The organism is Mesorhizobium sp. C089B, from assembly GCF_030323125.1.
Classification (GTDB): domain Bacteria; phylum Pseudomonadota; class Alphaproteobacteria; order Rhizobiales; family Rhizobiaceae; genus Mesorhizobium.
In genome coordinates, this window is the sequence record NZ_CP100469.1 from 110,882 (window position 1) to 136,705 (window position 25,824).

At 62.7% G+C, this 25,824-nt stretch carries 31 protein-coding genes; 14 read left to right on the top strand and 17 right to left on the bottom strand.

Annotated features, from left to right (window positions below; translation table 11 throughout):
- Positions 1 to 155: 155 nt before the first annotated feature.
- Together NLY44_RS00445 and NLY44_RS00450 are read right to left on the bottom strand one after the other, a co-directional pair.
- The gene (locus tag NLY44_RS00445; protein WP_023673690.1) at positions 156 to 965 is read right to left on the bottom strand and encodes a L,D-transpeptidase; all 810 of its coding nucleotides are present in this window, start codon (positions 963 to 965) and stop codon (positions 156 to 158) included.
- A gap of 175 nt (positions 966 to 1,140) precedes the next feature.
- Entirely contained in the window at positions 1,141 to 1,803 is a 663-nt protein-coding gene (locus tag NLY44_RS00450) for a haloacid dehalogenase type II (RefSeq protein WP_023673689.1), read from the bottom strand.
- A 166-nt stretch (positions 1,804 to 1,969) separates the two neighbouring features.
- Here NLY44_RS00450 and NLY44_RS00455 point away from each other — a divergent pair, with 166 nt between their 5' ends.
- From NLY44_RS00455 to NLY44_RS00470, 4 genes are all read left to right on the top strand, one after another.
- Complete coding sequence (locus tag NLY44_RS00455; RefSeq protein ID WP_023673688.1) at positions 1,970 to 2,848, top strand: branched-chain amino acid aminotransferase; 879 nt, start codon at positions 1,970 to 1,972, stop codon at positions 2,846 to 2,848.
- 105 nt (positions 2,849 to 2,953) lie between these two features.
- Positions 2,954 to 3,556 carry a superoxide dismutase gene (locus tag NLY44_RS00460; RefSeq protein ID WP_023673687.1) on the top strand — a complete coding sequence of 201 codons (603 nt, stop codon included), beginning with the start codon at positions 2,954 to 2,956 and terminating at the stop codon, positions 3,554 to 3,556.
- A gap of 159 nt (positions 3,557 to 3,715) precedes the next feature.
- Positions 3,716 to 4,153, top strand: a complete 438-nt coding sequence (locus NLY44_RS00465) for a c-type cytochrome (protein ID WP_023684552.1) — start codon at positions 3,716 to 3,718, stop codon at positions 4,151 to 4,153.
- A 9-nt stretch (positions 4,154 to 4,162) separates the two neighbouring features.
- Complete coding sequence (locus NLY44_RS00470) at positions 4,163 to 5,113, top strand: cytochrome c (RefSeq protein ID WP_023673685.1); 951 nt, start codon at positions 4,163 to 4,165, stop codon at positions 5,111 to 5,113.
- Positions 5,114 to 5,133: 20 nt separating this feature from the next.
- Here the strand turns inward: NLY44_RS00470 and NLY44_RS00475 are convergent, their stop codons facing one another.
- The 3 genes from NLY44_RS00475 to NLY44_RS00485 all read right to left on the bottom strand — a co-directional run bounded on the left by NLY44_RS00475 (position 5,134) and on the right by NLY44_RS00485 (position 8,440).
- On the bottom strand, positions 5,134 to 5,523 hold the full coding sequence (locus NLY44_RS00475) for an SET domain-containing protein (RefSeq protein WP_023673684.1): 390 nt from the start codon (positions 5,521 to 5,523) through the stop codon (positions 5,134 to 5,136).
- 146 nt (positions 5,524 to 5,669) lie between these two features.
- The gene (locus NLY44_RS00480) at positions 5,670 to 6,296 is read right to left on the bottom strand and encodes a LysE family translocator (protein ID WP_023673683.1); all 627 of its coding nucleotides are present in this window, start codon (positions 6,294 to 6,296) and stop codon (positions 5,670 to 5,672) included.
- Positions 6,293 to 8,440 (bottom strand): S9 family peptidase, encoded by a 2,148-nt coding sequence (locus NLY44_RS00485; protein WP_023805724.1) that lies wholly within the window; start codon positions 8,438 to 8,440, stop codon positions 6,293 to 6,295. The genes NLY44_RS00480 and NLY44_RS00485 overlap by 4 nt, the downstream gene beginning before the upstream one ends.
- Positions 8,441 to 8,554: 114 nt before the next feature.
- Here NLY44_RS00485 and NLY44_RS00490 point away from each other — a divergent pair, with 114 nt between their 5' ends.
- Together NLY44_RS00490 and NLY44_RS00495 are read left to right on the top strand one after the other, a co-directional pair.
- Positions 8,555 to 8,929 (top strand): SH3 domain-containing protein, encoded by a 375-nt coding sequence (locus tag NLY44_RS00490; protein ID WP_023673681.1) that lies wholly within the window; start codon positions 8,555 to 8,557, stop codon positions 8,927 to 8,929.
- Positions 8,930 to 9,341: 412 nt separating this feature from the next.
- On the top strand, positions 9,342 to 9,767 hold the full coding sequence (locus tag NLY44_RS00495; protein WP_023673680.1) for a Ros/MucR family transcriptional regulator: 426 nt from the start codon (positions 9,342 to 9,344) through the stop codon (positions 9,765 to 9,767).
- 126 nt (positions 9,768 to 9,893) lie between these two features.
- Here the strand turns inward: NLY44_RS00495 and NLY44_RS00500 are convergent, their stop codons facing one another.
- Both NLY44_RS00500 and NLY44_RS00505 read right to left on the bottom strand, forming a co-directional pair.
- Entirely contained in the window at positions 9,894 to 10,322 is a 429-nt protein-coding gene (locus NLY44_RS00500; RefSeq protein ID WP_023684547.1) for a SufE family protein, read from the bottom strand.
- Between the two features lie 117 nt (positions 10,323 to 10,439).
- On the bottom strand, positions 10,440 to 10,808 hold the full coding sequence (locus NLY44_RS00505) for a DUF5330 domain-containing protein (protein ID WP_023732038.1): 369 nt from the start codon (positions 10,806 to 10,808) through the stop codon (positions 10,440 to 10,442).
- 532 nt (positions 10,809 to 11,340) lie between these two features.
- Here NLY44_RS00505 and NLY44_RS00510 point away from each other — a divergent pair.
- The 3 genes from NLY44_RS00510 (at position 11,341) to NLY44_RS00520 (ending at position 14,270) form a co-directional block, all read left to right on the top strand.
- Entirely contained in the window at positions 11,341 to 13,086 is a 1,746-nt protein-coding gene (locus tag NLY44_RS00510; RefSeq protein WP_023732037.1) for a sensor histidine kinase, read from the top strand.
- A complete protein-coding gene (locus NLY44_RS00515) occupies positions 13,061 to 13,849 on the top strand; it encodes a peptidoglycan-binding domain-containing protein (protein ID WP_023732036.1) in 789 nt (262 codons plus the stop codon). Before NLY44_RS00510 ends, NLY44_RS00515 begins: the two co-directional genes overlap by 26 nt.
- A gap of 73 nt (positions 13,850 to 13,922) precedes the next feature.
- Positions 13,923 to 14,270 (top strand): DUF1491 family protein, encoded by a 348-nt coding sequence (locus NLY44_RS00520; protein WP_023698568.1) that lies wholly within the window; start codon positions 13,923 to 13,925, stop codon positions 14,268 to 14,270.
- On the opposite strand, the gene NLY44_RS00525 is transcribed toward NLY44_RS00520, so the two are convergent.
- The 4 genes from NLY44_RS00525 to NLY44_RS00540 form a co-directional block, all read right to left on the bottom strand.
- Entirely contained in the window at positions 14,257 to 15,267 is a 1,011-nt protein-coding gene (locus NLY44_RS00525) for a hypothetical protein (protein WP_286456430.1), read from the bottom strand. The two genes, NLY44_RS00520 and NLY44_RS00525, sit on opposite strands and share 14 nt — an antisense overlap.
- A 396-nt stretch (positions 15,268 to 15,663) precedes the next feature.
- Positions 15,664 to 16,212: a DUF1254 domain-containing protein gene (locus tag NLY44_RS00530; protein ID WP_023702197.1), complete on the bottom strand. Its 549-nt coding sequence runs from the start codon at positions 16,210 to 16,212 to the stop codon at positions 15,664 to 15,666.
- Positions 16,205 to 16,789 (bottom strand): DUF1214 domain-containing protein, encoded by a 585-nt coding sequence (locus NLY44_RS00535; protein WP_023670163.1) that lies wholly within the window; start codon positions 16,787 to 16,789, stop codon positions 16,205 to 16,207. Before NLY44_RS00535 ends, NLY44_RS00530 begins: the two co-directional genes overlap by 8 nt.
- A 73-nt stretch (positions 16,790 to 16,862) precedes the next feature.
- The gene (locus NLY44_RS00540) at positions 16,863 to 19,022 is read right to left on the bottom strand and encodes a transglycosylase domain-containing protein (protein WP_023805723.1); all 2,160 of its coding nucleotides are present in this window, start codon (positions 19,020 to 19,022) and stop codon (positions 16,863 to 16,865) included.
- A 127-nt stretch (positions 19,023 to 19,149) separates the two neighbouring features.
- Here NLY44_RS00540 and NLY44_RS00545 point away from each other — a divergent pair, with 127 nt between their 5' ends.
- Together NLY44_RS00545 and NLY44_RS00550 are read left to right on the top strand one after the other, a co-directional pair.
- The gene (locus NLY44_RS00545; protein WP_023727644.1) at positions 19,150 to 19,455 is read left to right on the top strand and encodes a glycine cleavage T C-terminal barrel domain-containing protein; all 306 of its coding nucleotides are present in this window, start codon (positions 19,150 to 19,152) and stop codon (positions 19,453 to 19,455) included.
- Complete coding sequence (locus tag NLY44_RS00550) at positions 19,437 to 20,990, top strand: trimethylamine methyltransferase family protein (protein WP_023805722.1); 1,554 nt, start codon at positions 19,437 to 19,439, stop codon at positions 20,988 to 20,990. Before NLY44_RS00545 ends, NLY44_RS00550 begins: the two co-directional genes overlap by 19 nt.
- 12 nt (positions 20,991 to 21,002) lie before the next feature.
- Here the strand turns inward: NLY44_RS00550 and NLY44_RS00555 are convergent, their stop codons facing one another.
- From NLY44_RS00555 to NLY44_RS00565, 3 genes are all read right to left on the bottom strand, one after another.
- On the bottom strand, positions 21,003 to 21,167 hold the full coding sequence (locus tag NLY44_RS00555) for a hypothetical protein (RefSeq protein ID WP_023687237.1): 165 nt from the start codon (positions 21,165 to 21,167) through the stop codon (positions 21,003 to 21,005).
- Positions 21,168 to 21,302: 135 nt separating this feature from the next.
- Positions 21,303 to 22,931, bottom strand: a complete 1,629-nt coding sequence (gene groL, locus NLY44_RS00560; protein ID WP_023687238.1) for a chaperonin GroEL — start codon at positions 22,929 to 22,931, stop codon at positions 21,303 to 21,305.
- Positions 22,932 to 22,995: 64 nt separating this feature from the next.
- Entirely contained in the window at positions 22,996 to 23,358 is a 363-nt protein-coding gene (locus tag NLY44_RS00565) for a co-chaperone GroES (protein ID WP_023698577.1), read from the bottom strand.
- Between the two features lie 247 nt (positions 23,359 to 23,605).
- On the opposite strand from NLY44_RS00565, the gene NLY44_RS00570 reads away from it, so the two are divergent.
- Together NLY44_RS00570 and NLY44_RS00575 are read left to right on the top strand one after the other, a co-directional pair.
- Positions 23,606 to 23,869: a hypothetical protein gene (locus NLY44_RS00570; protein WP_023670169.1), complete on the top strand. Its 264-nt coding sequence runs from the start codon at positions 23,606 to 23,608 to the stop codon at positions 23,867 to 23,869.
- Complete coding sequence (locus NLY44_RS00575; protein WP_023670170.1) at positions 23,866 to 24,132, top strand: DUF1488 family protein; 267 nt, start codon at positions 23,866 to 23,868, stop codon at positions 24,130 to 24,132. Before NLY44_RS00570 ends, NLY44_RS00575 begins: the two co-directional genes overlap by 4 nt.
- 43 nt (positions 24,133 to 24,175) lie before the next feature.
- Here NLY44_RS00575 and NLY44_RS00580 read toward each other — a convergent pair whose 3' ends face one another.
- Positions 24,176 to 24,367 carry a hypothetical protein gene (locus NLY44_RS00580; RefSeq protein ID WP_023684535.1) on the bottom strand — a complete coding sequence of 64 codons (192 nt, stop codon included), beginning with the start codon at positions 24,365 to 24,367 and terminating at the stop codon, positions 24,176 to 24,178.
- Positions 24,368 to 24,374: 7 nt separating this feature from the next.
- Complete coding sequence (locus NLY44_RS00585) at positions 24,375 to 24,584, bottom strand: hypothetical protein (protein WP_023727640.1); 210 nt, start codon at positions 24,582 to 24,584, stop codon at positions 24,375 to 24,377.
- A gap of 217 nt (positions 24,585 to 24,801) precedes the next feature.
- Between NLY44_RS00585 and NLY44_RS00590 the strand changes: the two genes are divergently transcribed.
- A complete protein-coding gene (locus tag NLY44_RS00590) occupies positions 24,802 to 25,209 on the top strand; it encodes a DUF3168 domain-containing protein (protein WP_023670173.1) in 408 nt (135 codons plus the stop codon).
- A 6-nt stretch (positions 25,210 to 25,215) separates the two neighbouring features.
- Here NLY44_RS00590 and NLY44_RS00595 read toward each other — a convergent pair whose 3' ends face one another.
- The gene (locus tag NLY44_RS00595; protein WP_023684533.1) at positions 25,216 to 25,602 is read right to left on the bottom strand and encodes an ester cyclase; all 387 of its coding nucleotides are present in this window, start codon (positions 25,600 to 25,602) and stop codon (positions 25,216 to 25,218) included.
- Positions 25,603 to 25,824 lie beyond the last annotated feature (222 nt).

Genomic DNA, 25,824 nt, shown 5'->3' on the forward strand with positions numbered 1-25,824 from the left:
CTCCATGGTTCGTCTGGATGTCTTTTTTGGCCTCCTGTTGCCGGCATTGCATATCTTGGATGCGAACCCCAGGCATTCGCGTAAAGCTATCGGGATCCTGGCGAGCTTTGCCGCATGGAGCGGAACCTGCCGCTTCATGGCATCGATGAAGTCGATCAGGTCACCGGGCCGAGCAGGACCGAGCCATCCGGCACCCCGCCATCGATCGGGATGGCTCTGCGGTTTGCGCTCGCCGCCATCGGCTGGCCGATGTCGGACGTCACGATGACCGGGCTCTTCGACGGCACGCGGTCGTAGAGGTCGATGATGTCCTGATTTATCAGGCGCACGCAGCCTGACGAGACGGATTTGCCGATCGAGTTCCATTCCGGCGAGCCATGCAGGCGGTAGAGCGTGTCGACGTTGTCGTGGAACAGGTAGAGCGCGCGGGCGCCGAGCGGGTTCTTGAGGCCGCCGGGCATGCCGCCGTTCTTGGCGCTGTATTCTTCCAGTTCAGGCTGGCGGGCAACCATCTCATCGGGCGGCGTCCATTTCGGCCATTTCTGCTTCCACTGGACGACGGCGTCTCCCGACCATTCGAAGCCGGCGCGGCCGAGGCCGACGCCGTAACGGATCGCCTGGCCGCCTTCGCGCACCAGATAGAGGAAATGGTTGGTCGTATCGACGATGATGGTGCCTGGCCGCTGGCCGGTCGGATCGGGAACGATCTGGCGCAGGAACTGCGGGTCCATCTTCTTGATCGGGATGGCCGGGAGCTCGAACCCGCTGTCGGAAATCGTGCCGTACATCGTCGCATAGTCGCCGAGCGGCGGCTCGTCATAGGTCGGCGGTGGCGGTTCGACCGGCGCCGGCGCCGGTCCGGTGGTGGTGCAGGCGGAGACCGCAATCGAAGCGGCGCCAAGGGCTGCAGCATTCAGAAAGCCGCGACGGCTCAGGCGATAGGGGTCGATTTCGGTCTTCAACATGGTTGCCTTTTTTAAGTCTCGAATCGCAAGAAAGCGTGAATGCCTTCAAGCGGCGCAGTGGTCGGCCTCCCCCAATGCCTGACGCGATAGGCGGTTCCGATTCTGGCCTGAGGGTGGACAAACAAAGGCGAAGCTGTGACCGCCCTGCCACTGTTGCTCGAAGGCAACAGAGTGATCAGCCGCCGGTCAGCAGGCCTTCAAGCGACGGCAGGATCAGCGCCGGCGGGAAATCCCGGTATTCCTCGGGCTGGTTGGCGCGGTTGATCCATACGGTGCGAAAGCCGAATTTGGTGGCGCCGGCGACGTCCCAGCGGTTGGACGACTGGAATGAGACGGCGCCCGGATAGAGTCGCCAGCCCGTCGCCACCATGTCGTAGGTCGACGGGTCGGTCTTGAAGCGCCTGACGGCGTCGACCGAAAAGATATCGTCCAGCACCTGGTCGAGGGCGGCCGACTTGACCGCCGCTTCCAGCATCTCGGGCGAGCCGTTGGACAGGATTGCGAGCTTGGCGCCGGATGCTTTCAGCGCCTTGAGCACGGCCGGCACTTCCGGATAGCAGTCGAGCCGCCAATAGGCTTCGAGCAGCTTGGCCTTCAGTCCCTTGTCGGCGGAGGGAACCTTGAGCAGGGCGAAATCGAGCGCTTGTTCGGTGAGCTGCCAGAAATCGGCATAGCCGCCCATCAGCGTGCGCACCCAGGAATATTCCAGCTGCTTGGCGCGCCAGATTTCCGAAAGCAGCGGGCCGTCGGGGCCGATCTCGCCGTCATGACGGCGCACGGCTGCGTGCACGTCGAACAACGTGCCATAGGCGTCGAAAACGTAAGCCGCGTAATGCATGGCGACAGTTTTGAGGCCAGGCGGCGCAAGGTGCAAGCATCGATTACAGTCTTGAGCGCTTCTTCGGGCGCTCTGGCCTCAACAAATCCGCTCCATGCCGGTTGACGGCGCCGGTCAAAGCATCTTCCAATGCCTGGCAACAAACAGCTTTGAAGCGGAACGAACAATGACACTGGCGACTGCGGCGCTATCGGCGACATGGACCTTCGTCGACGGCGACTGGTACGAAGGCAACGTCGCCATTCTGGGTCCGCGCAGCCACGCCATGTGGCTCGGCACCAGCGTCTTCGACGGCGCCCGCTGGTTCGAAGGCGTCGCCCCCGATCTCGAGCTGCATGCCGCCAGGGTGAACGCATCGGCGACCGCGCTCGGCCTCGCGCCGTCGATGAGCGCCGATGAGATTGTTGGACTGACCTGGGACGGGCTGAAGAAGTTCGACGGCAAGACAGCGGTCTACATCAGGCCGATGTACTGGGCCGAGCATGGCGGCTATATGGGCGTGCCGGCCGATCCGGCCTCGACCCGTTTCTGCCTCTGCCTTTACGAATCGCCGATGATCTCGCCGACCGGCTTTTCGATCACCGTGTCGCCGTTCCGGCGGCCGACCATCGAGACCATGCCGACCAATGCCAAGGCCGGCTGCCTCTATCCCAACAATGGCCGCGCCATTCTCGAAGCCAAGGGACGCGGCTTCGACAATGCGCTGGTGCTGGACATGCTGGGCAATGTCGCCGAGACCGGAACCTCGAACATCTTCCTGGTCAAGGACAGCCACGTGTTGACGCCGGCGCCGAACGGCACCTTCCTGTCCGGCATCACCCGCTCGCGCACCATGACGCTGCTTGGCGATTACGGCTTCAAGACCACGGAGAAGATGCTGTCGGTGCGCGACTTTCTCGAAGCCGACGAGATCTTTTCGACCGGAAACCATTCCAAGGTCGTGCCGATCACCCGCATCGAGGACCGCGATCTGCAGCCCGGGCCGGTGGCCAAGAAAGCGCGCGACCTTTATTGGGAATGGGCGCATTCGACTTCCGCCGGTTGAGCCGCTAAAAGGCAATTGGCGCTTCATTCCGGAGTTGTTCCAGATCAATGCAGCCCTATCTTAATCCGGTATCCGCACCGGATTTTTCCATGAGGAGTATGACCGATGGCTTTTGAATTGCCCGCCTTGCCCTACGACTACGAGGCCTTGCAGCCTTACATGTCGAAGGAGACGCTGGAGTATCACCACGACAAGCACCACAAGGCCTATGTCGACAACGGCAACAAGCTGGCCGCCGAAGCGGGCCTTGGCGATCTGTCGGTCGAAGAGGTGGTCAAACAGTCGTTCGGCAAGAATGCCGGCCTCTTCAACAACGCAGCCCAGCACTACAACCACATCCATTTCTGGAAGTGGATGAAGAAGGGCGGCGGCGGCAACAAGCTTCCGGGCGCCCTGCAGAAGGCTTTCGACGCGGATCTCGGCGGGTACGACAAGTTCAAGGCCGACTTCATCGCCGCCGGCACCACGCAGTTCGGTTCGGGCTGGGCCTGGGTCTCGGTCAAGGACGGCAAGCTGGCGATATCCAAGACGCCGAACGGCGAGAACCCGCTCGTCCATGGCGCATCGCCGATCCTCGGCGTCGATGTCTGGGAACATTCCTATTACATCGACTACCGCAACGCGCGGCCGAAATATCTCGAGGCCTTCGTCGACAGCCTCATCAACTGGGACCATGTCCTTGAAATGTACGAAGAGGCGAAAGCCTGATCGACCCAGAGAAGCCCCGGTACTCCGGGGCTTTTCTTTCTCAGCTGAAGCAGCAGGCACACAAAATTCGGCAGAATCCGGCCGGCGGACAGGGAATAATCCCGGCCCGCCCTCCGTTAACGTTAGGTCGCGACCCCTCATCATCCTGGAGCCAATTGAATGAGAAAGCTTGTTATCGCCATCTCTATGCTCAGCCTCGCCGCCTCGGCGGCTTTTGCCGACCCGATCCTCGACCGACAGGGACTGATGAAGGAACGAGGCAAGATCGTCGGCGGCCTGTCAAAAATCGCCAAGGGCGAGGCAGACTTCGATGCCGCCGCCGTGCTGACGGCGCTGCAGGCGCTGCAAGTCAATGCCGAGAAGTTCGATGTCGACACGCTGTTCCCGGCCGGCAGCGACAGCGGTGATACCACCGCCTCGCCCAAAATCTGGAAAGACATGGCGGGCTTCAAATCGACCGAAGACAAGTACCTCGCCGACGTCAAGGCCGCAGTCGCCGCCGCCCCCGCCGATGTCGATGCGTTGAAGGCGCAGATCGATACGCTCGGCAGTGATTGCGGCACCTGCCACAAGACCTATCGGGTGAAGAAGAGCTGATCCCGGGCAATGCCCTTGTGGAAAAAATTTGTCGGCGCCGCCCTTGTCCTGGGTGTCGTCGGTGCCGGCGCCGGCTGGCTGTTGTCGGCGTCGGTCAAGCTCGACACTGACACCCTGGCGCAGCTCGGCCCCGGCGACGCCGCCAGGGGCAAGCGCATTTTCAATGCCGGCGGCTGCACCTCCTGTCACGCCAAGCCAGGCTCGCAGGGTGACGCCCGTTTGCAACTGGTCGGCGGCCTCGAGCTCAAGACGCCGTTCGGCACCTTTGTGCCGCCCAACATCTCGCAGGATCCCAAGGACGGCATCGGCGCCTGGACGGTCGAGGACCTTGCCAACGCCATGCTGAAGGGCGTGTCGCCGTCGGGCGAGCATTTCTATCCGGCCTTCCCCTACACATCCTACGCCCGCATGAAGCCGGCTGATATTGCCGATCTCTATGCGTTCCTGAAGACGCTGCCGGCGGTCGCCGGCAAGGCGCCGGACAATTCCCTGAGTTTCCCCTTCAACATCCGCCGCGGCCTCGGCCTGTGGAAGCGGCTCTATCTCAGCAAAGAGCCGGTGATTGCCTTTGCCGATGGCACGCCTGATCCGGTACTCGCCGGCCGCTATCTGGTCGAGGGGCCTGGCCATTGCGGCGAATGCCACACGCCGCGCGACATCACCGGCGGCACCAGGAAGAGCCAGTGGCTGGCTGGCGCGGCGGCCGCCGAAGGCAGCGGCATCGTGCCGAACATCACATCGGGCGAAGGCGGGCTCGGTGACTGGTCGGAAGCCGACATCGCCAACTATCTGGAAACCGGTTTTACCCCTGATTTCGATTCGGTCGGCGGCGCCATGGTCGACGTGCAGCACAACATGGCCGAACTGCCGCCGGAAGATCGCGCGGCAATAGCCGCCTATCTCAAGGCGGTGCCGCCGCATCCCAACGGCTACCCGGTGCGCAGCAAGCCGGCCAAGTGATCCCGGCTACAGGTGGCGATCTACAGGTGGCGATCACCGAGGAAGTCGAAGCCCGTCTCGAAGAAATGACTGTAATTGCAGGTCAGTTCCTCGCCGGGTGCGATGTCGCGCAAGGCATAGGTTTCCTCGGGCGAGGAGACATCGCAATTCGGTTCGTCGTCATGGTTCATGTAGCGTGCGTCGTCGGCTTCGAAGACGATGTAGTTCGGATCCCGGCGGTCTGGATAGGAATAACGGTCGAGATAGTTCTTCACCGGGCCGCTCTCGCCTTCATAGGTCTCGACGTCGATGATCCGGTCGAATCTGGGGTCGAGCTTCCAGACCAGCGTGCCCTTGGCAATGTGGTTCCTGGCGAAAACCCCGATGCCCTGGATCGGTGATTTCTCGAGATAGGTGTCGACGAGCAACATAGTGGCCCCTTTGCGTATGTCATGGTCTGGAAGGTGGCGCGCATTGGGTAGCGCGCAGCCATTGCAAATGCGAGTGAAAATGAGCAGCCTGGAATTCAAAAAGTGACGACCGGCGCGCCTCGACGGGCGCGCCTTTCGCATCGACATCAGCGCTGCTGCAAGGCCAGACGGACGCCTAACGCGCAGTAGATGCCGCCAACCACCTTGCCTTGCAATTTCACCACCGACGGATTGCGGCGCAGGAACGTGCCGAGCCGGCCCGCACTCACGGCAAAGACGACTGTGCTGAAAAGGCCGAGCAGAACAAAGATTATGCCCAGCGTCATCAGCTGGAGCATCACCGATCCGTTTTCAGGCCGCACGAACTGGGGCAGGAAGGCAAGGAAGAAAAGCGCCGTCTTTGGATTAAGCACTTCGGTCAGGACAGCTTGACGAAACGCCTTGCTGGCGGAGATCGCGAGTGCACCGGCAGTAGGATCGGCCGGTATTTTCTCGATGATTGCGCGAATGCCGAGGTAAACGAGATACGCCGCGCCGATGTATTTTACGACGCTGAACAGCGTTGCCGAAGTGGCGATGATCGCCGAAATGCCGACCATCGCCATGATGGTATGGAACACATCGCCAGCCGCGACGCCCGCGCCCGTCGCGACGCCAACCCTGGTTCCGGAACTCGTCGCTCGCGCGACCGTCAAAAGCGTGGCTGGGCCTGGAATAAACACAAAGCCAAGCACAACCGCTATGTAAGCCGTCAAGGTGGATAGATCGATCATTGCGACGCCTCCGTTGCATTCTCAGCCTTGCCCGTAACCTCGGGTTCGGGCTTGGCCGTAACCTTGAGCGCGAAGGAGTAGGTATAGGCGATCTCCTCCAGCCTTGAAAAGCGGCCGGAGGCGCCGGCATGGCCGGAATCCATGTTGATCTTGAACAGCACCGGATTGTCGCCGCTCTTGCGCTCGCGCAGCCGCGCCACCCATTTGGCCGGCTCCCAATAGGTGACGCGCGGATCGGTGAGGCCGGCCAGCGCCAGGATCGGCGGATAGTCGTGATCGGCGACATTGTCATAGGGTGAGTAGGCGGCGATCGTTTGGTAATCTTCCGCCGACGCGATCGGGTTGCCCCATTCCGGCCACTCCGGCGGCGTCAGCGGCAAACTTGCGTCGAGCATGGTGGTCAGCACGTCGACGAAGGGAACCTCGGCAACGATGGCGCCGAAATTTTGCGGCGCCATGTTGGCGATCGCACCCATCAACATGCCGCCGGCCGAGCCGCCTTGCGCGACGATGCGGTCGTGTTGGGTGTAACGCTCGGCGACGAGATGCTGCGCGACGGCGATGAAATCGGTGAACGTGTTCATCTTGTGCGCCCGCTTGCCGTCGTCATACCAGCCATAGCCCTTGTCCTTGCCGCCGCGGACATGGGCGATGGCAAAGACAAAGCCACGGTCGACCAGCGAGAACCAGTTGGTGTTGAACGCCGCCGGAATGGCAATGCCGTAAGAGCCGTAGCCGTAAAGCAGGCACGGTGCGGAGCCATCGAGCGGCGTGTCGCGGTGGTGCAGCAGCGAGACCGGCACCAGTTCGCCATCGGCGGCCGGCGCCATCAGCCGGCGCGTGACATAATGATCCGGATTGTGACCGGACGGCACTTCCTGGGTCTTCAGCAGCACACGCTCGCGGCTGCGCATATTGTAGTCGAAGACCTGCGCCGGGGTCGTCATCGACGAATAGGTGAAGCGCATGATCTCGGTGTCGTATTCATAGGACCCCGACAGGCCGAGCGAGAACGCCTCTTCGTCGAACGAGATCAGATGCTCCTCGCCGCTGCGGCGATCGCGAACGACGATGCGCGGCAGCCCTTCCTTGCGCTCGAGCCTGACCATATGATCCCTGAAGCCGACCACCGACAGGATCAGCCGGCCTGGCTCGTGCGCCACCAGCTCTTCCCAATTGGCGCGAACCGGGTCATTAGCCGGCGCCGTCATGATCTTGAAGTCCTTGGCGCCGTCGGCATTGGTGAGGATAAAGAAGATGTCGCCGCCTTCTTCCAGATCATATTGCAGGCCAGTCTCGCGCTTTGCCACCAGCTTTGGCTCGGCGAAAGGCTCATCGGCGCGCATCAGGTGATATTCCGAGGTTTCGTGATCGTTGATCCCGATCATGATCCATTCGTTGGAGCGCGTGCCGCCGACATCCATGAAGAAGCCGGGATCGGTTTCCTCATAAATCAGCCGGTCATTAAGGGGGCTGCCGCCGAGCGCGTGGAACAGCACCTTGGACGGGCGATGATTGTCGTCGAGCCTTGTGTAGAAGAAGCCGTCATCGGCGGCATTCCAGACGCCGCCACCACTGGTGGCCTCGATCTGGTCGCTCAGTTCCTTGCCGCTGGTGAGATCGCGCACGCGAAGTGTGAAGAATTCAGAGCCCTTGTCGTCGAACGCCCACAACAGCTTGCGGTGATCGGCCGAATGGTCGACGCCGCCGAGGCGGAAATAGGGCTTGCCCTCGGCTTCCGCGTCGCCATCGTGCAGGATCTGCTCATCGCCGCCATCGCGCGGCATGCGGAAATAGCGGGGCTGTTCGCCGCCAAGCTTGAAGGATGAGCCGTAAGCATAGGGGCCATCCTTCATCGGCACCGTCGAATCATCTTCCTTGATGCGCCCCTTCATCTCGCCGAACAGCTGCTTCCGAAGCTCTAGCGTATCGGCCATAAGCACTGCTTGATAGGCGTTTTCGGCTTCGAGATGGGCGCGGATGCGGCCCTCAAGCAGGGAAGGGTCCCTGAACATCGCCTGCCAGTTCTCGGCCCTCAGCCAGGCATAGTCATCTGTGCGGGTAATGCCGTGATGCGTGTCGAAGACGGGGTGTTTCTCGGGGCTCGGCGGGCTGGCGGTCGGAAAAGCTGAGGTCTTGGTCATTGCGTCTCACTGAAGAAATTACTTGAATGGCAAATGAACACGCCGATCAGCGCGGGTTCAAGGGCCGGGATGTATTGGTTGCGGCGGGCTCGGGAGATGAGCCAAAAGGAGAGGATGATGAATTTCCATATCAACACCGCTGCGGCTCTCGCCGTCGTCGCTTCGACCGTTCTGGCTTTCACCGGCCAGTCTCATGCAACCGCGTTCGCCGCTTGGCAAGTGGCTGGCGTGCCGTTCGGCGACACGCTCAACGTTCGCAAATATCCGTCCGGCACCTCGCGGAAGCAGGCCGCCTATCCTAACGGGACGATCCTGCAGATGACCGGCAAGTGCACCGGCGGCTTGAATCTTCTGGAGATCGCCGGCCAGCCGCACTGGAAACAGAAACAGGCAATTCGCTATCAATGGTGTCAAGTTTGGCACGACCCGGCGCAAAATGGTGGTTTTGTTAGTGGCTGGGTCTATGGAAAATACCTCACGCCGTATTGAATCCGGTCAGACCGAAGATCTTCTTCGGCGTGTTTCGCCAACGCTTTGCAACTTACAGTTTGGTACGAATCCGACAATCAGCCGCCCAAACCTCGAAGCATAGACCAAGCATCGCTGCCCACTTTATGAGTCCTTGCTGATTTAGCGGTGGTGTGACCTTACGTCATGCTAGTCCTGGTCCGACCAGAAAATATCGCGAAGTTACAGAGTGCACGAAAGATTGAAGCTGAAGAGCGACTATTCGATGAATATCGTTGAATATAGCGCAAGATGCGAATTGACTTACTTTGTCTGTGGGCTCATTAAGATGCCCGGACGCGAATCCATGAAGCTCTTCCCGCGTGAAATTCGCGCCATGCCCGATCTTCCAAAAAGGGCGCAAACAGAAACATCCTTCGTTGGGGCCTAAACCATGGATATCGTCGAAACACCTTCCAGAAATAGCGATGCGCTGATCGAGCTGACCGCCGATGTGGTGGCAGCCTATGTCAGCAACAATCCCGTGCCGGTCGGCGAATTGCCGAACCTTATCGCTGATGTCCATGCCGCTCTCGGGCGCGTGGGCGGAGCAAGCGAACAGCCTCCGGCCGACAAGCAGAAGCCTGCGGTAAACCCGAAGCGCTCTGTTCATGACGATTACATCGTCTGCCTTGAAGATGGCAAGAAGTTCAAGTCGCTGAAGCGCCACCTGATGACCCATTACGGTCTGACGCCCGATGAATACCGCGAGAAGTGGAATCTCGACGCCAGCTATCCGATGGTTGCCCCCAACTATGCCGCTGCCCGTTCGCAGCTGGCCAAGAAGATGGGCCTCGGCCGCAAACGCAAGGGGCGGTAACACCGGCTCCAATGGACAAGATCAACGGCGCCCCTTACGGCGCCGTTTTGTTTCTAGAACAATTCCAGGAAAACTGCCGAGCGCTTTCTCTTGGGAATTGCGTCGAAACAAGAGAAGATAGAGCAATCAAGCAGTCTGCTTGAGAGCCATCTCGGCGTCGCGCTTGATGCGCTTGACCATTGAGCGCAGGCCATTGGCCCGCTGCGGCGACAGATGTTCGTCGAGGCCAAGCGACCTCAGCGTCGCCTCGGCGTCCGTTTCAAGGATCTGGCTGGCAGTCCGTCCCGAAAACAGCGCCAGCATGATGGCGACCAGACCGCGTACGATATGAGCGTCTGAATCGCCTGTGAAGGTGATGACCGGATCGGCGCCCGGCGCTCGGCTCGTGGTCAGCCAGACCTGGCTGACGCAGCCCGGCACCTTGTTGGCGGCGTTGCGTTCGGCGTCGGGAAATGGCGGCAGCGCTTCGCCGAGCTCGATCACATAGCGATAGCGGTCTTCCCACTCGTCGAGCAGGGAGAAGTCGTCGCGGATCGTCTGGATCGTCGTGGCCATTGCTCGGGATATAGTCATCCGCGGCTGCGGCGTCACGGAAAAAGAAGAAAAGCACCGCAGGCATCGAGAGGTCCGACCGGCCTGCGGTGTCGCTGTAGATACCAGCTGAAACGGTGTTTAGTTCTTCGCCACCAGCTTGGCAGGTATGTTGACTGTCGCCGGCAGCACGATGTCCTCGGCGACGCTGCCGGTGGCCAGCGATGTATCGGGCGAGGTCTCGGCGCTCTTGTCGTCCAGCATGGCGGCGGCGATCTTGGCGGTTTCCTTGGCCCGGGCGCTGATCGTATGCATCGCCGACTTGCCGGTTTCGCAGACGTCCGGCTTACGCTCGCAAATGCCGGCGATGTCGCCGACCGCTTCGCGCGCCGCAAAAAGCGCCTGGAACGGCCCGACGCTCTCGCGGCCATCCTCGTCGGGGCCGACGGTCAGCGGCAGCGCCAGCAACACCAGCGAAAACCAGAACGCCATTCTTATCAAAAAGCCCATCGATCTGCCCTCTCGTCCAATGACCGGATCATGCGTCCATGCGCAATGACCTCTTTATATCAGCGACAATGGCACATGAGGCGCAAAGGACGGCTTTCTTGCTCAGTGAAAATTTTCCTCAAATTTTAGGCAAATTCGAAGCGAGGCGTTTTGCAGTGCATTAGCCTCAAATGCCGCCAATTTTCTTAACCTTGCAGTAACCATCTAAGCGATTGTTGCGCATGGATATCTTCAGAAGAGCAGGCATGCCGGCTCAGGGTTTCGCAGCCACGGGCACGCCCTTTGCACATAACGCTCCGTTTACTATGGCTACAAATGGCGGTGCATTCCGGTGCCGGCGCTCCAATTTTTGCCGCAGCGCGCTCGTTGTTCCGGTCAGCCTTATTCATTCCTTAAACGCTGGATGCGAGTTTCAAACAAGCAAAAGCGACCTGCAACGCAGGGGCAGTCACGACCGGGTGCGAGTGCGTTGAGTTTGACAACTGCCAGATATATTGAACTGCCTGGCGCGCTGGCGGCCGGTTGCGAACGCATGGTCCATCCGGCCATCATCGGCCAGGGCGATCGCCTGCGCCAGCGCCGGTTCATCGGCATCATGCTTGCCGCTCCGTTCTTCGCCGCCGGTGCGGCGGTGACACTGGTCACCTCGGGCATGGGCGCCGCCGTCACCGTCGCAACCATTTTCGCCGCCTTCGGTCTTTGCTGGTTCGCCGCCTTGCTGGTGGCGGCGTCGGGCAAGATGACGCTGGCAGCCCAGGTTGCCCTTGCCGCCGGCGGTCTTGCGCTTGCCGGCGCCGTCGCGGCAGCAGGCGGCCTGGCGTCGCCGGTTGCGCTGCTGGCCCTGGCACTGCCATTCGAGGCCTGGTGGATCGGCGGTTCAAAGCGCGCGGCACTTTGGGGCGGCCTCTCGGCCTTGGCCGCAATGCTGCTGCAGCCCTTTGTCGCCTCTGTCGTCCCGCTCGGCGGGGCGCAAGTCGCGGCGTGGCACTGGCTGCTGCCGCTCGCCTGGGGCCTGACGCTGGTTCCCCGGCTCGCAGCCCTAGGCGATGCCGCACGCGCGCAGCCCGCGCTGCTTCCAAACGACCGCCTTGAAGACATGATCGACGCCGTTGTCCTGCATGTCGCCCGGCATGGCGAGGTCCTGGATGCCTCAGCCAAGGCGCGCACCATCCTGAAGCTGCCGCCGGAACTGCTTTTCGGCGCCGGGCTGTTCGACCGCATCCACCTGTCCGATCGCGTCGCTTATCTCAGCGCGCTTGCCGACATGCGCGATGGCGCCCTGGCGCGCCGGCTCGATCTTCGGGTAAGGCTGCCGCAGGACGGCAGCGCCTCGACGGCCGACAATTACCGGCCATTTCAGCTCGAACTGATGCGTGCCGAAGAGCAGCAGGAGACCTTCACTCTGCTGCTGCGCGAGAACGACGAGACTGCCGAATTGCGCGACGAGCTTGCTGCCGCCAATGAGGCCGCAGCGTCGGCCGAGGTGGCAAAGGGCCGCTTCCTGGCGGTCGTCAGCCATGAGCTTCGGACGCCGCTCAACGCCATCATCGGTTTTTCCGACATGCTGCTGCATGAGATGTTCGGCGGCTTCAAGGACCCGCGCCAGAAGGAGTATGTCGGCCTGGTGAAGGAGTCGGGCCAGCATCTGCTTGCCGTCGTCACCTCCATCCTTGATGTCTCGAGGATCGAGGCCGGCGCCTACGCGACCGAGCCCGAACCGTTCCGATTCATCGAAGCGGTCGAGATGTGCCAGTCGATGATGCAGCTGCAGGCGAATGCCAAGAACATCGGTCTCCAGGCGCAGATTGCGCCGGACGCCGGGGAGATCAATGCCGACCGTCGTGCCGTGCAGCAGATCCTGATCAACCTCGTCTCCAATGCGGTCAAGTTCACGCCCGATGGCGGCAATGTCGTCGTCGGCGCCAAGCGGATCGGCTCGCGGCTGCATTTCTGGGTCAGGGACACCGGCATCGGCATCGCTGAGGAAGATTTTGTCAATCTCGGCAAGCCGTTCATGCAGATCCAGAACGACTATACGCGCCGCTTCGAGGGCACCGGGCTCGGCCTGTCGCTGGTCAAGGGCCTGGTGGCGCTGCACGACGGCACGATGTCGATCGAAAGCATGCCGGGCGAGGGGACGACGGTCACGATCAGCCTGCCGGTGAACGGGCCGAAGAGGAGCGCGACCGAGAGGAACGGCGTGCTGCCGATGCCCGCGACCAGGACGAAAGGCGACGCGAAAGGGGACAGGAATGGCTCGCTCCGCAAAACAGCCTAAGGCGGTCAAGCGCCGCAGCGGCGCGTTCGAGGCCGGCGCGATTGCGCTGGGCGGCGCGATCTCGCGCAATCCGGTCCTGGTCGGCGGCTCGACCGCCTTCCTGGTGACGCTGTTCTACGTTTCCGCCAACGCGCTGTGGTACCAGCCGTTTCCGCATGCCGGCGCCTTCTTCGCCACCCGCAGCATCGAGGGTTTTCCGCACCCCGGCGCGGACGAACCCGAAACCACCATCAACATCCTGCGGCCCGGCCCGGCTCCGGTCAAAAGCGATCCGACCGTCGAGCAGGTCCAGGGCATCCTGAAGGATCTCGATTTCTACACGGGAACGGTCGACGGCATTTCCGGGCCGAATACCCAAAAGGCGATCCAGGCATACCAGCAGAAAGTTGGCCTGCCGGCCTCCGGTGAGATCGACGCCGTCCTGCTCGACCAGCTCGGCGCCAAGCAGACAACGGCTGGCATCCCGCATCCTGTGCCGAGGCCCGTGGATATGGCCGCCGCTCGAGTTGCCGCGCCCGAGGCCGCGCCTGCGCCCATCCCGGTTTCCGCGCCGGTATCCGCCCAGGCGCCCGATGCCCGCATCGTCAAGATCCAGGCCGGCCTGAAGGCATTCGGCAATGACGACATGCAGCTCGACGGCGTCGTCGGCGCCCGCACCAAGGCGGCGATCAAGGAATTCCAGTCGCTGTTCGGCCTGCCGGAAACGGGCGAGCCCGACGAGGTCGTCTACGTCAAGATGCGCGACATCGGCCTGACCAATTGAGTGGTCAAGACGACCGCTCGCGGATAGACGAAAATCCGGCTAAGACGCCGCGCATGTCCTCCGGAGCCTCGTCATGCGCGTAACCACCGAGTTTTGGGTGTCGGCCCTGCTGCGCCGTGTTTTCGGCGCCGGCGGCTTTGCGGCCGTCGTCAAGCGCGGCGCGACCGAGGCCGGCGCTGTCTTCGTGCTCTCCCGCGGCAGGCTGGGCGACGTCTCCCTGTTCGGCCCGGCGCCGCAGACGAGCTACGATTCGGACAAACCGGATGATCGCTTTTTCACGCTGCTCGGCGCCGGCGACGATGCCGCCGCGCTTGACGCCAGGCTTGAGCGGGAGAAAAAATTCGATCCCGACATCTGGGTGGTCGAGATCGAGGCCGGAACGGTTTCCGTCGAGGAGCTTCTCTCCGTCAAGACGCCTTGAGGCTGGCCCCTAAGCTGGCTTTGTCGACGTCCGGCGCTTGGTCGCCATTCGCGGCGACAGGGGTGTTGCCGCGCACCGCTCGCGACAATGTTTCGGCCTTCCAGCCGCGCACCTTGTCGAGCGCCGCCTCGTGGTGCAGCAGCCGGTAGCGGTCGAGGAAGATGCGGATCGCCTGCGGGTGCGGAAACTCCCGGGGGTAAACCGCGACCACGATCAGGAATGCCCTGTCCTCACTGAGGTCGAGCGCCCGCAGCGCGGCGAGCAGCGAGACATAGCTCGAATGCTCGGTCAGCGACCGCGCCGTCGAGAAGTCGATATCGAGCGCGTCGGCAAGCGCGGTCTGGAAGAAGGCGGCGTTGCCGGTCAGCGCCGTCTCGCGCAGTTTGCTGTAAGTTGCTGAGCCGACGAAGGGAGTGACCGATGTCGCCTCGCCCTCGGCGAGCATCATCGAGCGCAGGCGGCGCCTGGCGGTTTCGGCGGCGCTGCCGGGCAGTTTTGGTGCGCTGGGAGCGGCGGCAGCGGCTTCGGCGTCGGCACCCGCCACGTCGGCGATCGGCTCGGGCTGCCGCACGCGCACCAGGGTCGGCTTTTCCAGCGCCTTGATCAACTGCGCGATGGTCGGGTTCAAATCCTTGCGGCGGGCAATGGCGCGCGCATGCGGCAGGCCGTGGCGGCCGATCAACGCGATCAGGTCGATGTCGCCCAGCGCCCGCGAACGGACGAGCAAGGGCGCGCAGACATCGACCGGCTCCTCGCAAAGCCGCCGCACCAGGGCGGCCGGCGCATATTCGCATTCGGACAGGGCAGCGGCGACATAGCGGCGCGATTCGACCGGCACGCTGTCGAACAGCGGCAGCGTCAGATCCTCGAGCTGGGCGATCTCGCGGCGCGACGGGCGGGTCAGCGAGCAGAACGCCGACACGGCGGCGCGAAACAGCCTTTTGGCTTTTCCCGATTCCGTCCGTATGGCGATTTGCCTGAAATCCGAAGCTGACACGGAAGATACGCCTGACACTCGACACAACCCGGACCATGCTCAACCGCAACTATGTCGGTTTCGCGCTAGGCCTGGAACAAACATCAAATTAGCCGCGATCCGTTAGCGCTCCGTTAACCCTCTGCCGGCCTTAATCACATTTGGAGGCGTTGCGTTGTGCTCCGGGGCAACCGAGAGGAATACGCGAACCATGGGCATGGTACTGTCTTTCGTGCCGCGATCGGCACCAGTCAATCGAGCAGTTCAGGACACCGGTACGCCGGCGGCGGTGATCATTTTTCCCGGCGTCCGCTACGAGCATCCGCCATTGGCGGGCCAGGCGCGACCGGCGGACCAGCCGGGCACACCACGGACGCCTGTTCCGCACCACTGAATTTGCTGGTCGTCGGGGTGAGGTCAGTAGTCCTGCAGTTCGCAGGAGCTCTGGTCCAGGAACTGCGACACAACCGGCTTCCAGCTGTCGTCAGGCACCAAGGCGCGGATGACGAAGATGCCTTCCTCGATCGGCGCCTCGACGAAGATCGCCCCTTGCAGGTCTTCGGGAAGCTCCCTGCGCACGTCGATCATCTGTGCCGGCGTCAGCACCACGGTGTCCAGCTTGTTGCCGGTCGCCGTGCGGTCGTTGAATGAATAGAAATTGTGGCCGTTGCGGTCATAGACCGACACCGACCAGAACGGCACGCTGCCCGGCGCCTTGATCCGCACCACGCCTTCGGCAAGGTCGAAGCGGCAGGCGGCGGCGTAAAACAGCGGATCCACCGACTTCACCACCGGCGCGCCGCCCGCCTCGGCATCCAGCCTGGTCATCTTGTAGAGGTCGGACGCCATCGCCAGCCGTGACCAGGCATCGCGCTCGGTAAATTCCGGCACCAGCAAAAGCACCACGATGTGGACGATGCCGGCGCCGAGCAGGCCGAGCAGGATGGCGTGCAGCAACCTACGCATTGCAGCCAGCCTTGACGATCCGGGGCAGCGACACGTCGGAAAGGCCGGTGCTTGAGGCAATCGGCGTGTCGTAGAAGGTGAGCACGAAATACATCCGGCCAAAACCTTCGGTCAGAAGCCAGTTGCCGGGGGCCGGACGGTTGCCGACGGCGATGATCACCGAATTGTCGGGCTGACGCAGCACCTGGTAGGATTGCAGCGCCGCCAGCCTCGGCTTGCCGGTGTCGACCACGCCGAGCGATTGATCCGCGGCATAGAGCGTCCAGAACCGGGCGGTCGGGAAACTGCCTTCGATCCTGTAGTCGCATTGCCGCTGAAGCTCATCGCCGGCCGCATCGCGTTCGGCGATGAAGGACAAGCCTTCCGCCTTGCCGAGCGCCAGCACGCCCTCGCGCGCCACGCGCGCCTTCGAATAGGGGTCGGCATCTTGCGTGCCGATCTCGGGGAAGGCGGTCCATTGGCCGATGCTGATCGCGCCGACGCCGCTCTGCGCCTGCAGCGCATACCAGACGCTGCCGCCGCCGAGGCCGATGGCTATGGCAAGCGAAAGCAGCGTGAAAAAGGCGGTCTTGAGCATGAAGAACCGGGACGAGAGAATTATCGTTCGGGGATATAGCGGGGCAGGCCACAGAGCAAGCAGCGCTGTGGAATCAAAGCGCCGACAGGGTCTCCGGTGTCTGCGGCGAGCCGAGCACGGGCGCGGCCTGGAACACCTTGGTCATCTCGCGCAGCGTCTGTGTCGTGCGGCTGGACAGCACCGCCGGGCGCTCGGCCGCGGCATCGGCGGCTGCCTGATCGGCGTTTTTCTTCTCCGCTTCCTCGGCTTTGGCCGCGATCTCTTCGTCGACGAAGGGCTTGTCGAGGCCGGGGATCGGCTTCAGGTCGATATTCTGGTGCGCGTAGACCATCAGCCGCTGCCACACCATCGCCGGCAGCGTGCCTCCGGTCATGTTGCGGGTCGGGGTGAAGTCGTCATTGCCGAGCCAGACGGCAGCGGTGTAATTGCCGGTGAAGCCGACGAACCAGGCGTCGCGGTAGGATTGCGTCGTCCCCGTCTTGCCGGCGACGACGATGTTGGGCAGCTGCGCGCGCCGCGCGGTGCCGATCGCCGGCACCGCAGCCAGCATGGTGTTCATGTATTTCAGAGCCTGTTCCGACAGAACCCGATGCGGCGCCGGCGCATCCTTGGCAAAGTCGTAGACGACATCGCCGGTGCGGGTGACGAGCTGGGTGATGCCGTGCCGCGAGCCGGCGAAGCCGTTCTGCGCGAACACACTGTAGCCCGTCGCCTGGTCCATGACCGTCATGCCCGATGTGCCGAGCACCATGGTCTTGTGCGACTCCAGCGGCGATTCCACGCCGAATGATTCGGCCATCGCCTTGATCGGTTCGATGCCGAGATAGTCCTTGGCCAGCCGTACCGGCACGGTGTTGATCGATTTGGCGATCGCCGTGATCAGCGTCACATTGCCGGCCGAGCCGCCATTGTAATTGTGCGGTGACCAGCCGCCCCAGCTGATCGGCCCGCCTGAGACGACGGAGTCCGGGGTGAACCCGTGCTCCATGGCGGTGGCGTAGACGTAAGGTTTGAACGAGGAGCCGGTCTGGCGCAGCGCCTTGGTGGCGCGGTTGAACTGGCTTGCGCCATAGTCGCGGCCGCCGACAATGGCGCGTACCGCGCCATTGGTCTCGATCACTACAACGGCGCCCTCGGTGACGTTGTATTCCTTGCCGAACTGGCGGAGATGGAATTCGACGGATTCCTCCGCCGCTTTCTGGATGTTGGCGTCGAAAGTGGTGTGGGCGACCAGCGAATGCTGGCCGGGCTTGGCGATTTTCTTGACCTCATCGAAGGCCCAGTCGAGGTAATAATCCGGGCTCTTCTGCTCGCCGCGGTCGACGATCTCGGCTGGATGCAGCCTTGCCTGCAGCACCTGGCCTTCGGTCATGAAACCGGAATCGACGAGGTTCGACAGCACCACATTGGCGCGAGCACGGGCGGCGGGCAGGTTGATGTGCGGGGCGTATTTGGTCGGCGCCTTGAACAGGCCGGCCAGCATCGCCGCCTCGGCGAGGTTCAGATCCTTGACGCTCTTGCCGAAATAGAAATCCGCCGCCGCCTCGATGCCGAACGTGCCGCCGCCCATATAGGCGCGGTCGAGATAAAGCTGCAGGATCTCCTTCTTCGACAGATTGGCCTCCAGCCACAGCGACAGGAAGGCTTCCTTGATCTTGCGTTGGAAGGTCCGCTCATTCGACAGGAACAGGTTCTTGGCCAGCTGCTGGGTGATGCTGGAGCCGCCCTGGACGACGGAATTGGCCCGCACATTCTCGAAGATGGCGCGCGACAGGCCGAGCACGTCGATGCCGTAGTGCTCGAAGAAGCGCCGGTCCTCGGTCGCCAGCACTGCTTTGATGACATGGTCCGGCATCTCGTCGACAGGCACGGAATCGCGCTGGATGATGCCGCGCTGGCCAATCTCGTTGCCGTAGCGGTCGAGGAAGGTGACGGCGAAATCGCCCTGACTGCGCCAGTCGCCGGTGGTGATCTGGAAGGCCGGCATCGCGAGTGCGAGCAGCACGACGACGCCGCCGGCGCCCATCGTAAAACCTTCGCTCAGCACCTCGATGATGCCGCGTCGCCAGCCGGTGACTCGGAAGCGCCGCGAAAAAATGGTCGCCGATTCCCAGAACTGGCCGGCCTTGAAGCCGACTTCGTAGAGCGAGGAATCGATCCACGCGTCCACCGCCAGCAGTGCGGCGGCGATCGGACCTCTTCGTCTTGGACGTCGTTCTAAAGGACTGGCCATTCCCGAAACTCACCCCACCCACCTGAGAACCGCAAGCGGGCAATTTCAGGGCGGGCATACCCGGCGAAGACTATTCTTCCATTTCAGCCCGGCTCACAAGGGCAGCCAGGCCACACCGCACGGTTTGTTGAGCGCCGCCCGGATCGTGACGCTGGAGGTCGACGCCGTCGATGCCGACGCCAGTGGCTTCGAGCCAGTCTGGCACAAGGGCCGGCGCGTCGGCTTCGTCGCCTCAGCCGGCTATGGCTACACAATAGGCAAAAGCGTCGCGCTGACGTTGCTGGGCGACGAATTCGCCGGGGAGGGGACCGCGCTTTGGGTGCACATTGTCGGCGTCGAGCGGCCGGCGCGAATTATTCCGGCCTCGCCATACGACCCCGAGGGCAGGCGATGCGGCAATGAGGAGTTTTGGCCATGGTCGATGACATTATAAGGGAGACCAGGCGCGAGCGCCGGCGCGGGCACACCGGTGAGGCCGGCAGCGGGTCAAGCCGCCACCCGAACTATCGCTCGCTCAAGAACCCGTTCCTGCCGCAGCCGGTGTTTTCGGACGACCAGGTCGCGGCCATCCACGACACGGCGTTGCGCGTGCTGGAAGAGCTCGGCATCAAGGTGCTGCTGCCGGAGGCACGGGCGATCTACGCCAAAGCCGGTGCGCTGGTCGACGAGGACAGCCAGATGGTGCGCATCGGCCGCGATATTGTCACTGCGGCACTGGCCTCGGCGCCGAAATCCATCCGGGCGCTGGCGGGCAACCGTAGCCGCGATCTCATGCTGGAGCTCGGCTCGATGACGTTCCTGGCCGGAGCCGGGGCGCCCAACGTCACCGATCTCGAACGCGGACGGCGTCCGGGCACGCTCGCCGCTTTCGAAGAACTGACCAAGCTTGTTCAGAATTTCGACGTGCTGCATATGCTCGGCCCCTGGATCGAGCCGCAGGATGTCGACAACCATTTGCGCCACTATGCCGTCAACCGTGCGCAGCTGACCCTGTCGGACAAGTTCCCCTTCGTCTTCGCCCGCGGCACGCCGCAGGTCGAGGATGGGTTCGAGATGATCAGGCTGGCGCGCGGGCTCTCGCAGGACGAGTTCCTGGCCGGCGTCCATTGCTACACCGTGATCAACACCAATTCGCCGCGCCAGCTCGATATCCCGATGGCGCAAGGCATCATCGACTTCGCCAGCGCCGGCCAGGTCTCTGTCATCACGCCCTTCTGCCTGGCCGGCGCCATGGCGCCGATCACCGTCGCCGGCGCATTGACGCTGCAGCATGCCGAGGCGCTGGCTGGTCTCGCGCTGGCGCAGATGGTGCGGCCGGGCGCACCGGTGGTCTACGGATCCTTCTCCTCCAATGTCGACATGAAGTCCGGCGCACCGGCCTTCGGCACGCCCGAGCACGTCAAGGCGACGCTGGGCGCCGGCCAGCTGGCGCGCTTCACCGGCCTGCCTTGGCGGTCCGGCGGCGGCAGTGCGGCCAACATTTCCGATGTGCAGGCGGCGCACGAGACGCAGTTCGCGCTGTGGGGCTCGGTGCTTGCCGGCGCCACCGTCTGCATCCATGCCGCGGGCTGGCTGGAGGGTGGCCTCAGCGTCTCCTACGAGAAGCTGATCACCGATCTCGAGGCATTGCAGACGGTTGCCGAACTCTGCGCTACGACCCCCGGCGACGAGGATTCGATCGGCTTCGAGGCGATCGCTGAAGTCCAGCCGGGCGGGCATTTCTTCTCCGCCGGCCACACCATGACGCGCTACCGCACCGCCTTCTACGAGCCGCTGGTCGCCGATTGGTCGAATTTCGGCAGCTGGACGCAGTCCGGTTCGAAGTCGGCCACCGAGCGCGCCACCGGCATCTGGAAGCGGACGCTGGCCGACTTCCAGCCGCCGGCGTCGGCCGTTGCCACATCCGATGTGCTCGACGAGTTCATTGCCCGCCGCACCGAAGAGGGCGGAGCGTTGCCGGTGTCGTGAGGTTGGCAGCCGTCACGTCGGCCGCTTGTCGCCGGTCTTCGACGGCTCGCGGCGAATCGGCCCGGCATCGGCCTGCCTGTGCTTGTCGGCGGCAATCCGGCGGATGCGATCGAAGCGGCTCTCCTCCGCCGGCTTGGTCGCGGATACAGCGTTTGGCTTCGGGGCGAATGTGATCATCTGTCGATCTCCCTGTCGTTGATGACTGGTCTTGACTGACTGACGGAAATTCCTGGCTCGCCGGGGAAATGTCCCCGGCAGCCTGTTTTGATTTATGCCCGCCCAGATTCCCAGCGGGCAATTTTCGGGCGATGGTCAGTAGCCGCCCATGCCGCCACCGCCGCCCGCAGGCGCCGCATCCTTGGCCGGAACGTCGGTGATCATCGCTTCGGCGGTGATCAGAAGGGCGGCGATCGAGCCGGCGTCCTGCAACGCGGTGCGCACCACTTTCGCCGGGTCGACGATGCCGGCCTTGATCATGTCGACATAGACCTCGTTCTGGGCGTCAAAGCCCTGATTCTGGTCCTTGCTGTCGGACAGCTTGCCGACGACGATCGAGCCTTCGACGCCGGAATTCTCGGCGATCTGGCGGATCGGCGCTTCCAGCGCCCTGAGCACGATCGAAATGCCGGCGGTCACATCGTCATTGGCGCCGGTCAGGCCGGCCAGAGCCGATCTTGCGCGCAGAAGCGCCACGCCACCGCCGGGCACGATGCCTTCTTCCACCGCCGCGCGCGTCGCATTCAGCGCGTCGTCGATGCGGTCCTTCTTTTCCTTCACTTCAGACTCGGTGACGCCGCCGACGCGGATCACGGCGACGCCGCCGGCGAGCTTGGCCAGCCGCTCCTGCAGCTTCTCCTTGTCGTAGTCGGACGTGGTCTCCTCGATCTGCCCCTTGATCTGCGCGATGCGCGCCTGGATGGTCGCCTTGGTGCCGGCGCCGTCGATGATCGTGGTGGTGTCCTTCTCGATCAGTACGCGCTTGGCGCGGCCAAGCATCTCGATGGTGACGTTTTCGAGCTTGATGCCGAGATCCTCGGAAATCATCTGGCCCGATGTCAGCACGGCGATGTCTTCCAGCATCGCCTTGCGGCGATCGCCGAAGCCCGGCGCCTTGACGGCCGCGACCTTGAGGCCGCCGCGCAGCTTGTTGACGACCAGCGTCGCCAGTGCTTCGCCTTCGACGTCTTCCGAGATGATCAGCAACGGCCTGCCGCTCTGCACCACTGCTTCGAGGATCGGCAGCATCGCCTGCAGATTGCCGAGCTTCTTCTCGTGGATGAGCACGTAAGGCTCTTCCAGTTCGACGCGCATCTTGTCGGCATTGGTGACGAAATAGGGTGAGAGATAGCCGCGGTCGAACTGCATGCCTTCGACGACGTCGAGTTCGGTGTCGGCGGTCTTGGCCTCCTCGACGGTGATGACGCCGTCATTGCCGACCTTGTCCATCGCCTTGGCGATCATGGCGCCGACGCTGGCATCGCCATTGGCGGCGATGGTGCCGACCTGCGCGATCTCGGCCGACGACTTGACCTTCTTGGCCTTCGCCTTGATGTCCTTGACCACGGCGGCGACAGCCTGGTCGATGCCACGCTTGAGGTCCATCGGGTTCATGCCCGCGGCAACCAGCTTGGCGCCTTCGCGCAGGATCGATGCGGCCAGCACCGTGGCGGTGGTGGTGCCGTCACCGGCGAGGTCGTTGGTCTTCGAAGCCACTTCGCGCACCATCTGCGCGCCCATGTTCTCGAACTTGTCAGCAAGCTCGATTTCCTTGGCCACCGTCACACCGTCCTTGGTGATGCGCGGCGCGCCATAGGCCTTGTCGATGATGACGTTGCGGCCCTTGGGGCCGAGCGTGACCTTCACCGCATTGGTGAGGATCTCGACGCCGCGCAGCATGCGGTCGCGCGCGTCGGTGGCGAATTTGATTTCCTTGGCAGACATTTTTTTCAATCCCGTTGGTGTGGTGAAGCAAGCGGCTCGCCGGAGCCTGGCAAAGCCAGGCCGGTCAGGCAGCCTTCTTGGCTTTGACGCTCTTCTCGGTGACGACCGTCCCGCTCTTGCCGATAGCGGCCGTCTCGCTCTTGTCGATGACGCCCATAATGTCGGCTTCCTTCATGATCAGCAGGTCCTCGCCGTCGATCTTGACCTCGGTGCCCGACCATTTGCCGAACAGGATGAAGTCGCCGGCCTTGACGTCGAGCGGAACAAGCGCGCCGTTTTCGTCGCGTGCGCCCGGCCCAACGGCGATGACTTCGCCTTCCTGCGGCTTTTCCTTGGCATTGTCGGGAATGATGATGCCGCCCTTGGATTTGACATCGCCTTCGGCGCGCCGGATGACGACGCGGTCGTGGAGTGGCCGAAACTTCATGAGAACTTCTTTCTGGGGCCGGCATAGGCGACCGCGCCGTTCTTATAGGCGTGTTGGCACTCGATAGATAGGAGTGCCAAAAATTATTCGTGGCCAAAATTAAATATTAAAAAGTATTATGATGTCTGCAGGGTTCGAAACGTCGCGAGGCGCCTAGATATTTCAAAAAATTGAATTTCGAGGCAAAAGTGACTATTTATATCGTAAGTTCGATTTCACAATTTCAGGCACGAAGGAGATTTAGGCGATGGCCGAAGGCAATCAGAGCATCATGGAAAAAGCTGAAGCCCGCTTCATGGACAAGCAGAAGAAGACGGCCGAGCGCAACAAGGCAACCTCCGACTACATGTCCGAAGCGAGGGCCAGGGAGATCAAGACAGCAAGGCTCAGGGAATTGCGCCTGGCCAAGGAAGAGGCCGACCGCGTCGCGGAAGCCTTGAACCCGACACCGAAGAAGAAGCGGGCGACAGTCAAGAAAGCCGCCGCCGCGCCGAAGGGGGGCACGTCATGAGCCTGACATTCCCCAATCCAAGTCGCTTCTATGACGAGGCCGGCAAGCGCATCCGCTTTGTCGGCCACGACGGCATGTTCCAGATTTCCTTCTCTGTCGCAGCCGATGCCCTCTCGAAGGCGCCATCAGGGACGGCGACCGCGGAAGCCACCTATCTGGCGGCTTTCGACACCGCGTCCAGCTCCATCCATGACATTGCCAGCAAGGCCTACGCCCGCACCCGCAAGAGCATATATGTGCTCACAGCCGCGGATTTCGGTTAGCGCGCGTTCGTCTTGCAATCAGAGCGGCTGAGATCAGCGTGCGTCAGGACTTGCGGTCGGCTTTTGCCCGCCGCTTGACGTCCCGGCTGTTCAGGCGGTCGGCCATCGCTTCCGCATCGCGCAAATTCATGGCCACCATCACCTGTTGCTTAAGCTCGACAGGCTGGCCGGTGAAGATGTCGAAGATAGTCCAGCTCTCGGGCTCGTCCATGCGCAACGCGTAGCGGTTTGTCATATCGGCATCAGGCCTTTGACATGAAAAATGCCGCCGCCAGGATCAGGATTGTCCAGGCCACCACCGACAGCTTCAAGGCCAGGCCGCCATGCATTGAAAGTATCTCGCGCATGCGCAGGGCCACGGTCCTCTTCGACAGGGCGGGTGCTGCCGCAATCGCGACCGGGGGCTTGACGCCGAGCTTTCCAAAAGCCGGCAGCAGCGGTGGCGTTCGCATGAAATGACCTCGAATTGCCGGAGAAAACAGGGCTCCTCATAACACCCTTCTTGAAACTCCCCGCATGCCAAATAGAACCCGGTCCGTGAAAGGGCCATGCCGCCCGATTCGCCGCCTTCCATCAGGCGGATCGTCATCTGGCGAAATCCGTGCAACGCGGTTAGGTTGCGCGCGAAACTGAGGTTGTTCAAAGCGTGACAGGCGAACGGAGACGACGATGACGGCGCCCGGCGATTTGCTGCAAGCCTTGTTCATGAGATTGAAGAGCGATGCCTCGCTGACGGCGCTGCTCGGCGGCGCCGGGTTGCGCGAGCAGGCGGCCGACAGTGCCGCCTTCCCTTATGTGACCTATGGCAGGACCAGCGCATTCGATCTGGACACCGGCGCCGACAATGATGACGACCAGCTCATCACGCTGCATGTCTGGTCGAAGGCGCAAGGCGAGGCCGAGACGCGTCTGATCATGGACAGCATCCGGGCGCGCCTTGACGGCGCCGCTTTCGCCACCGGCTCGCGCGACCAGACCCGCCTGTCCTTGGAGTTCGCCGAGGCCCGCTACGACGAGGACCTGGCGCTCTACCACGGGGTGCTGCGGATACGCGCCCTCACCGAGCAAAGTGATTGAAGCAACCTAGATTTGCGCCTGGATCTCGGCCTTGTCGATGACTGACCACACCTCGCGGATGCGACCCTCTCCGAATTCGTAGAAAACATTCTCAGCGAACGACACGCGCTTGCCGTTCACCGGCAGGCCGAACAGCACGCCCTTGGGATGACAGTCGAAATGCAGGCGCGCCGCCACGCGCGGCGGCTGGCAGACCAGCAGTTCGATGTTGAAGCGGAGGTCGGGAATCGCCTCGAAATCGCCTTCGAGCATACGGCGATAACCCGACAGGCCGAGCATTTCGCCATTGTGCTGCACCTCGTCGCCGACAAAGTCTCCAAGTTTCGCCCAGTCCTGGGCATTCAGGCAAGCGATATAGCCCCGGTAAAGGTCGGCAAGGTCTTTATCCGTCATGGCGCACTCCGATGATTTGGCGTTTCCCGCGCTATTTAGGGCGGCCCTTCAGAATGGTCTCGCCTTGACCTGTTCCCAATCTGGCTGCGAATTGAGAACCTGCGCGCAAACACCATAGCCGCGCAGCCGGTTTTCCGGTTATGAATCCATTGCCCGGTCTGAGGGACTGGGCGGTAGGATCGCATTCATTCGTTGCGCGCGCAGGGGGTATTGCGGGGATGG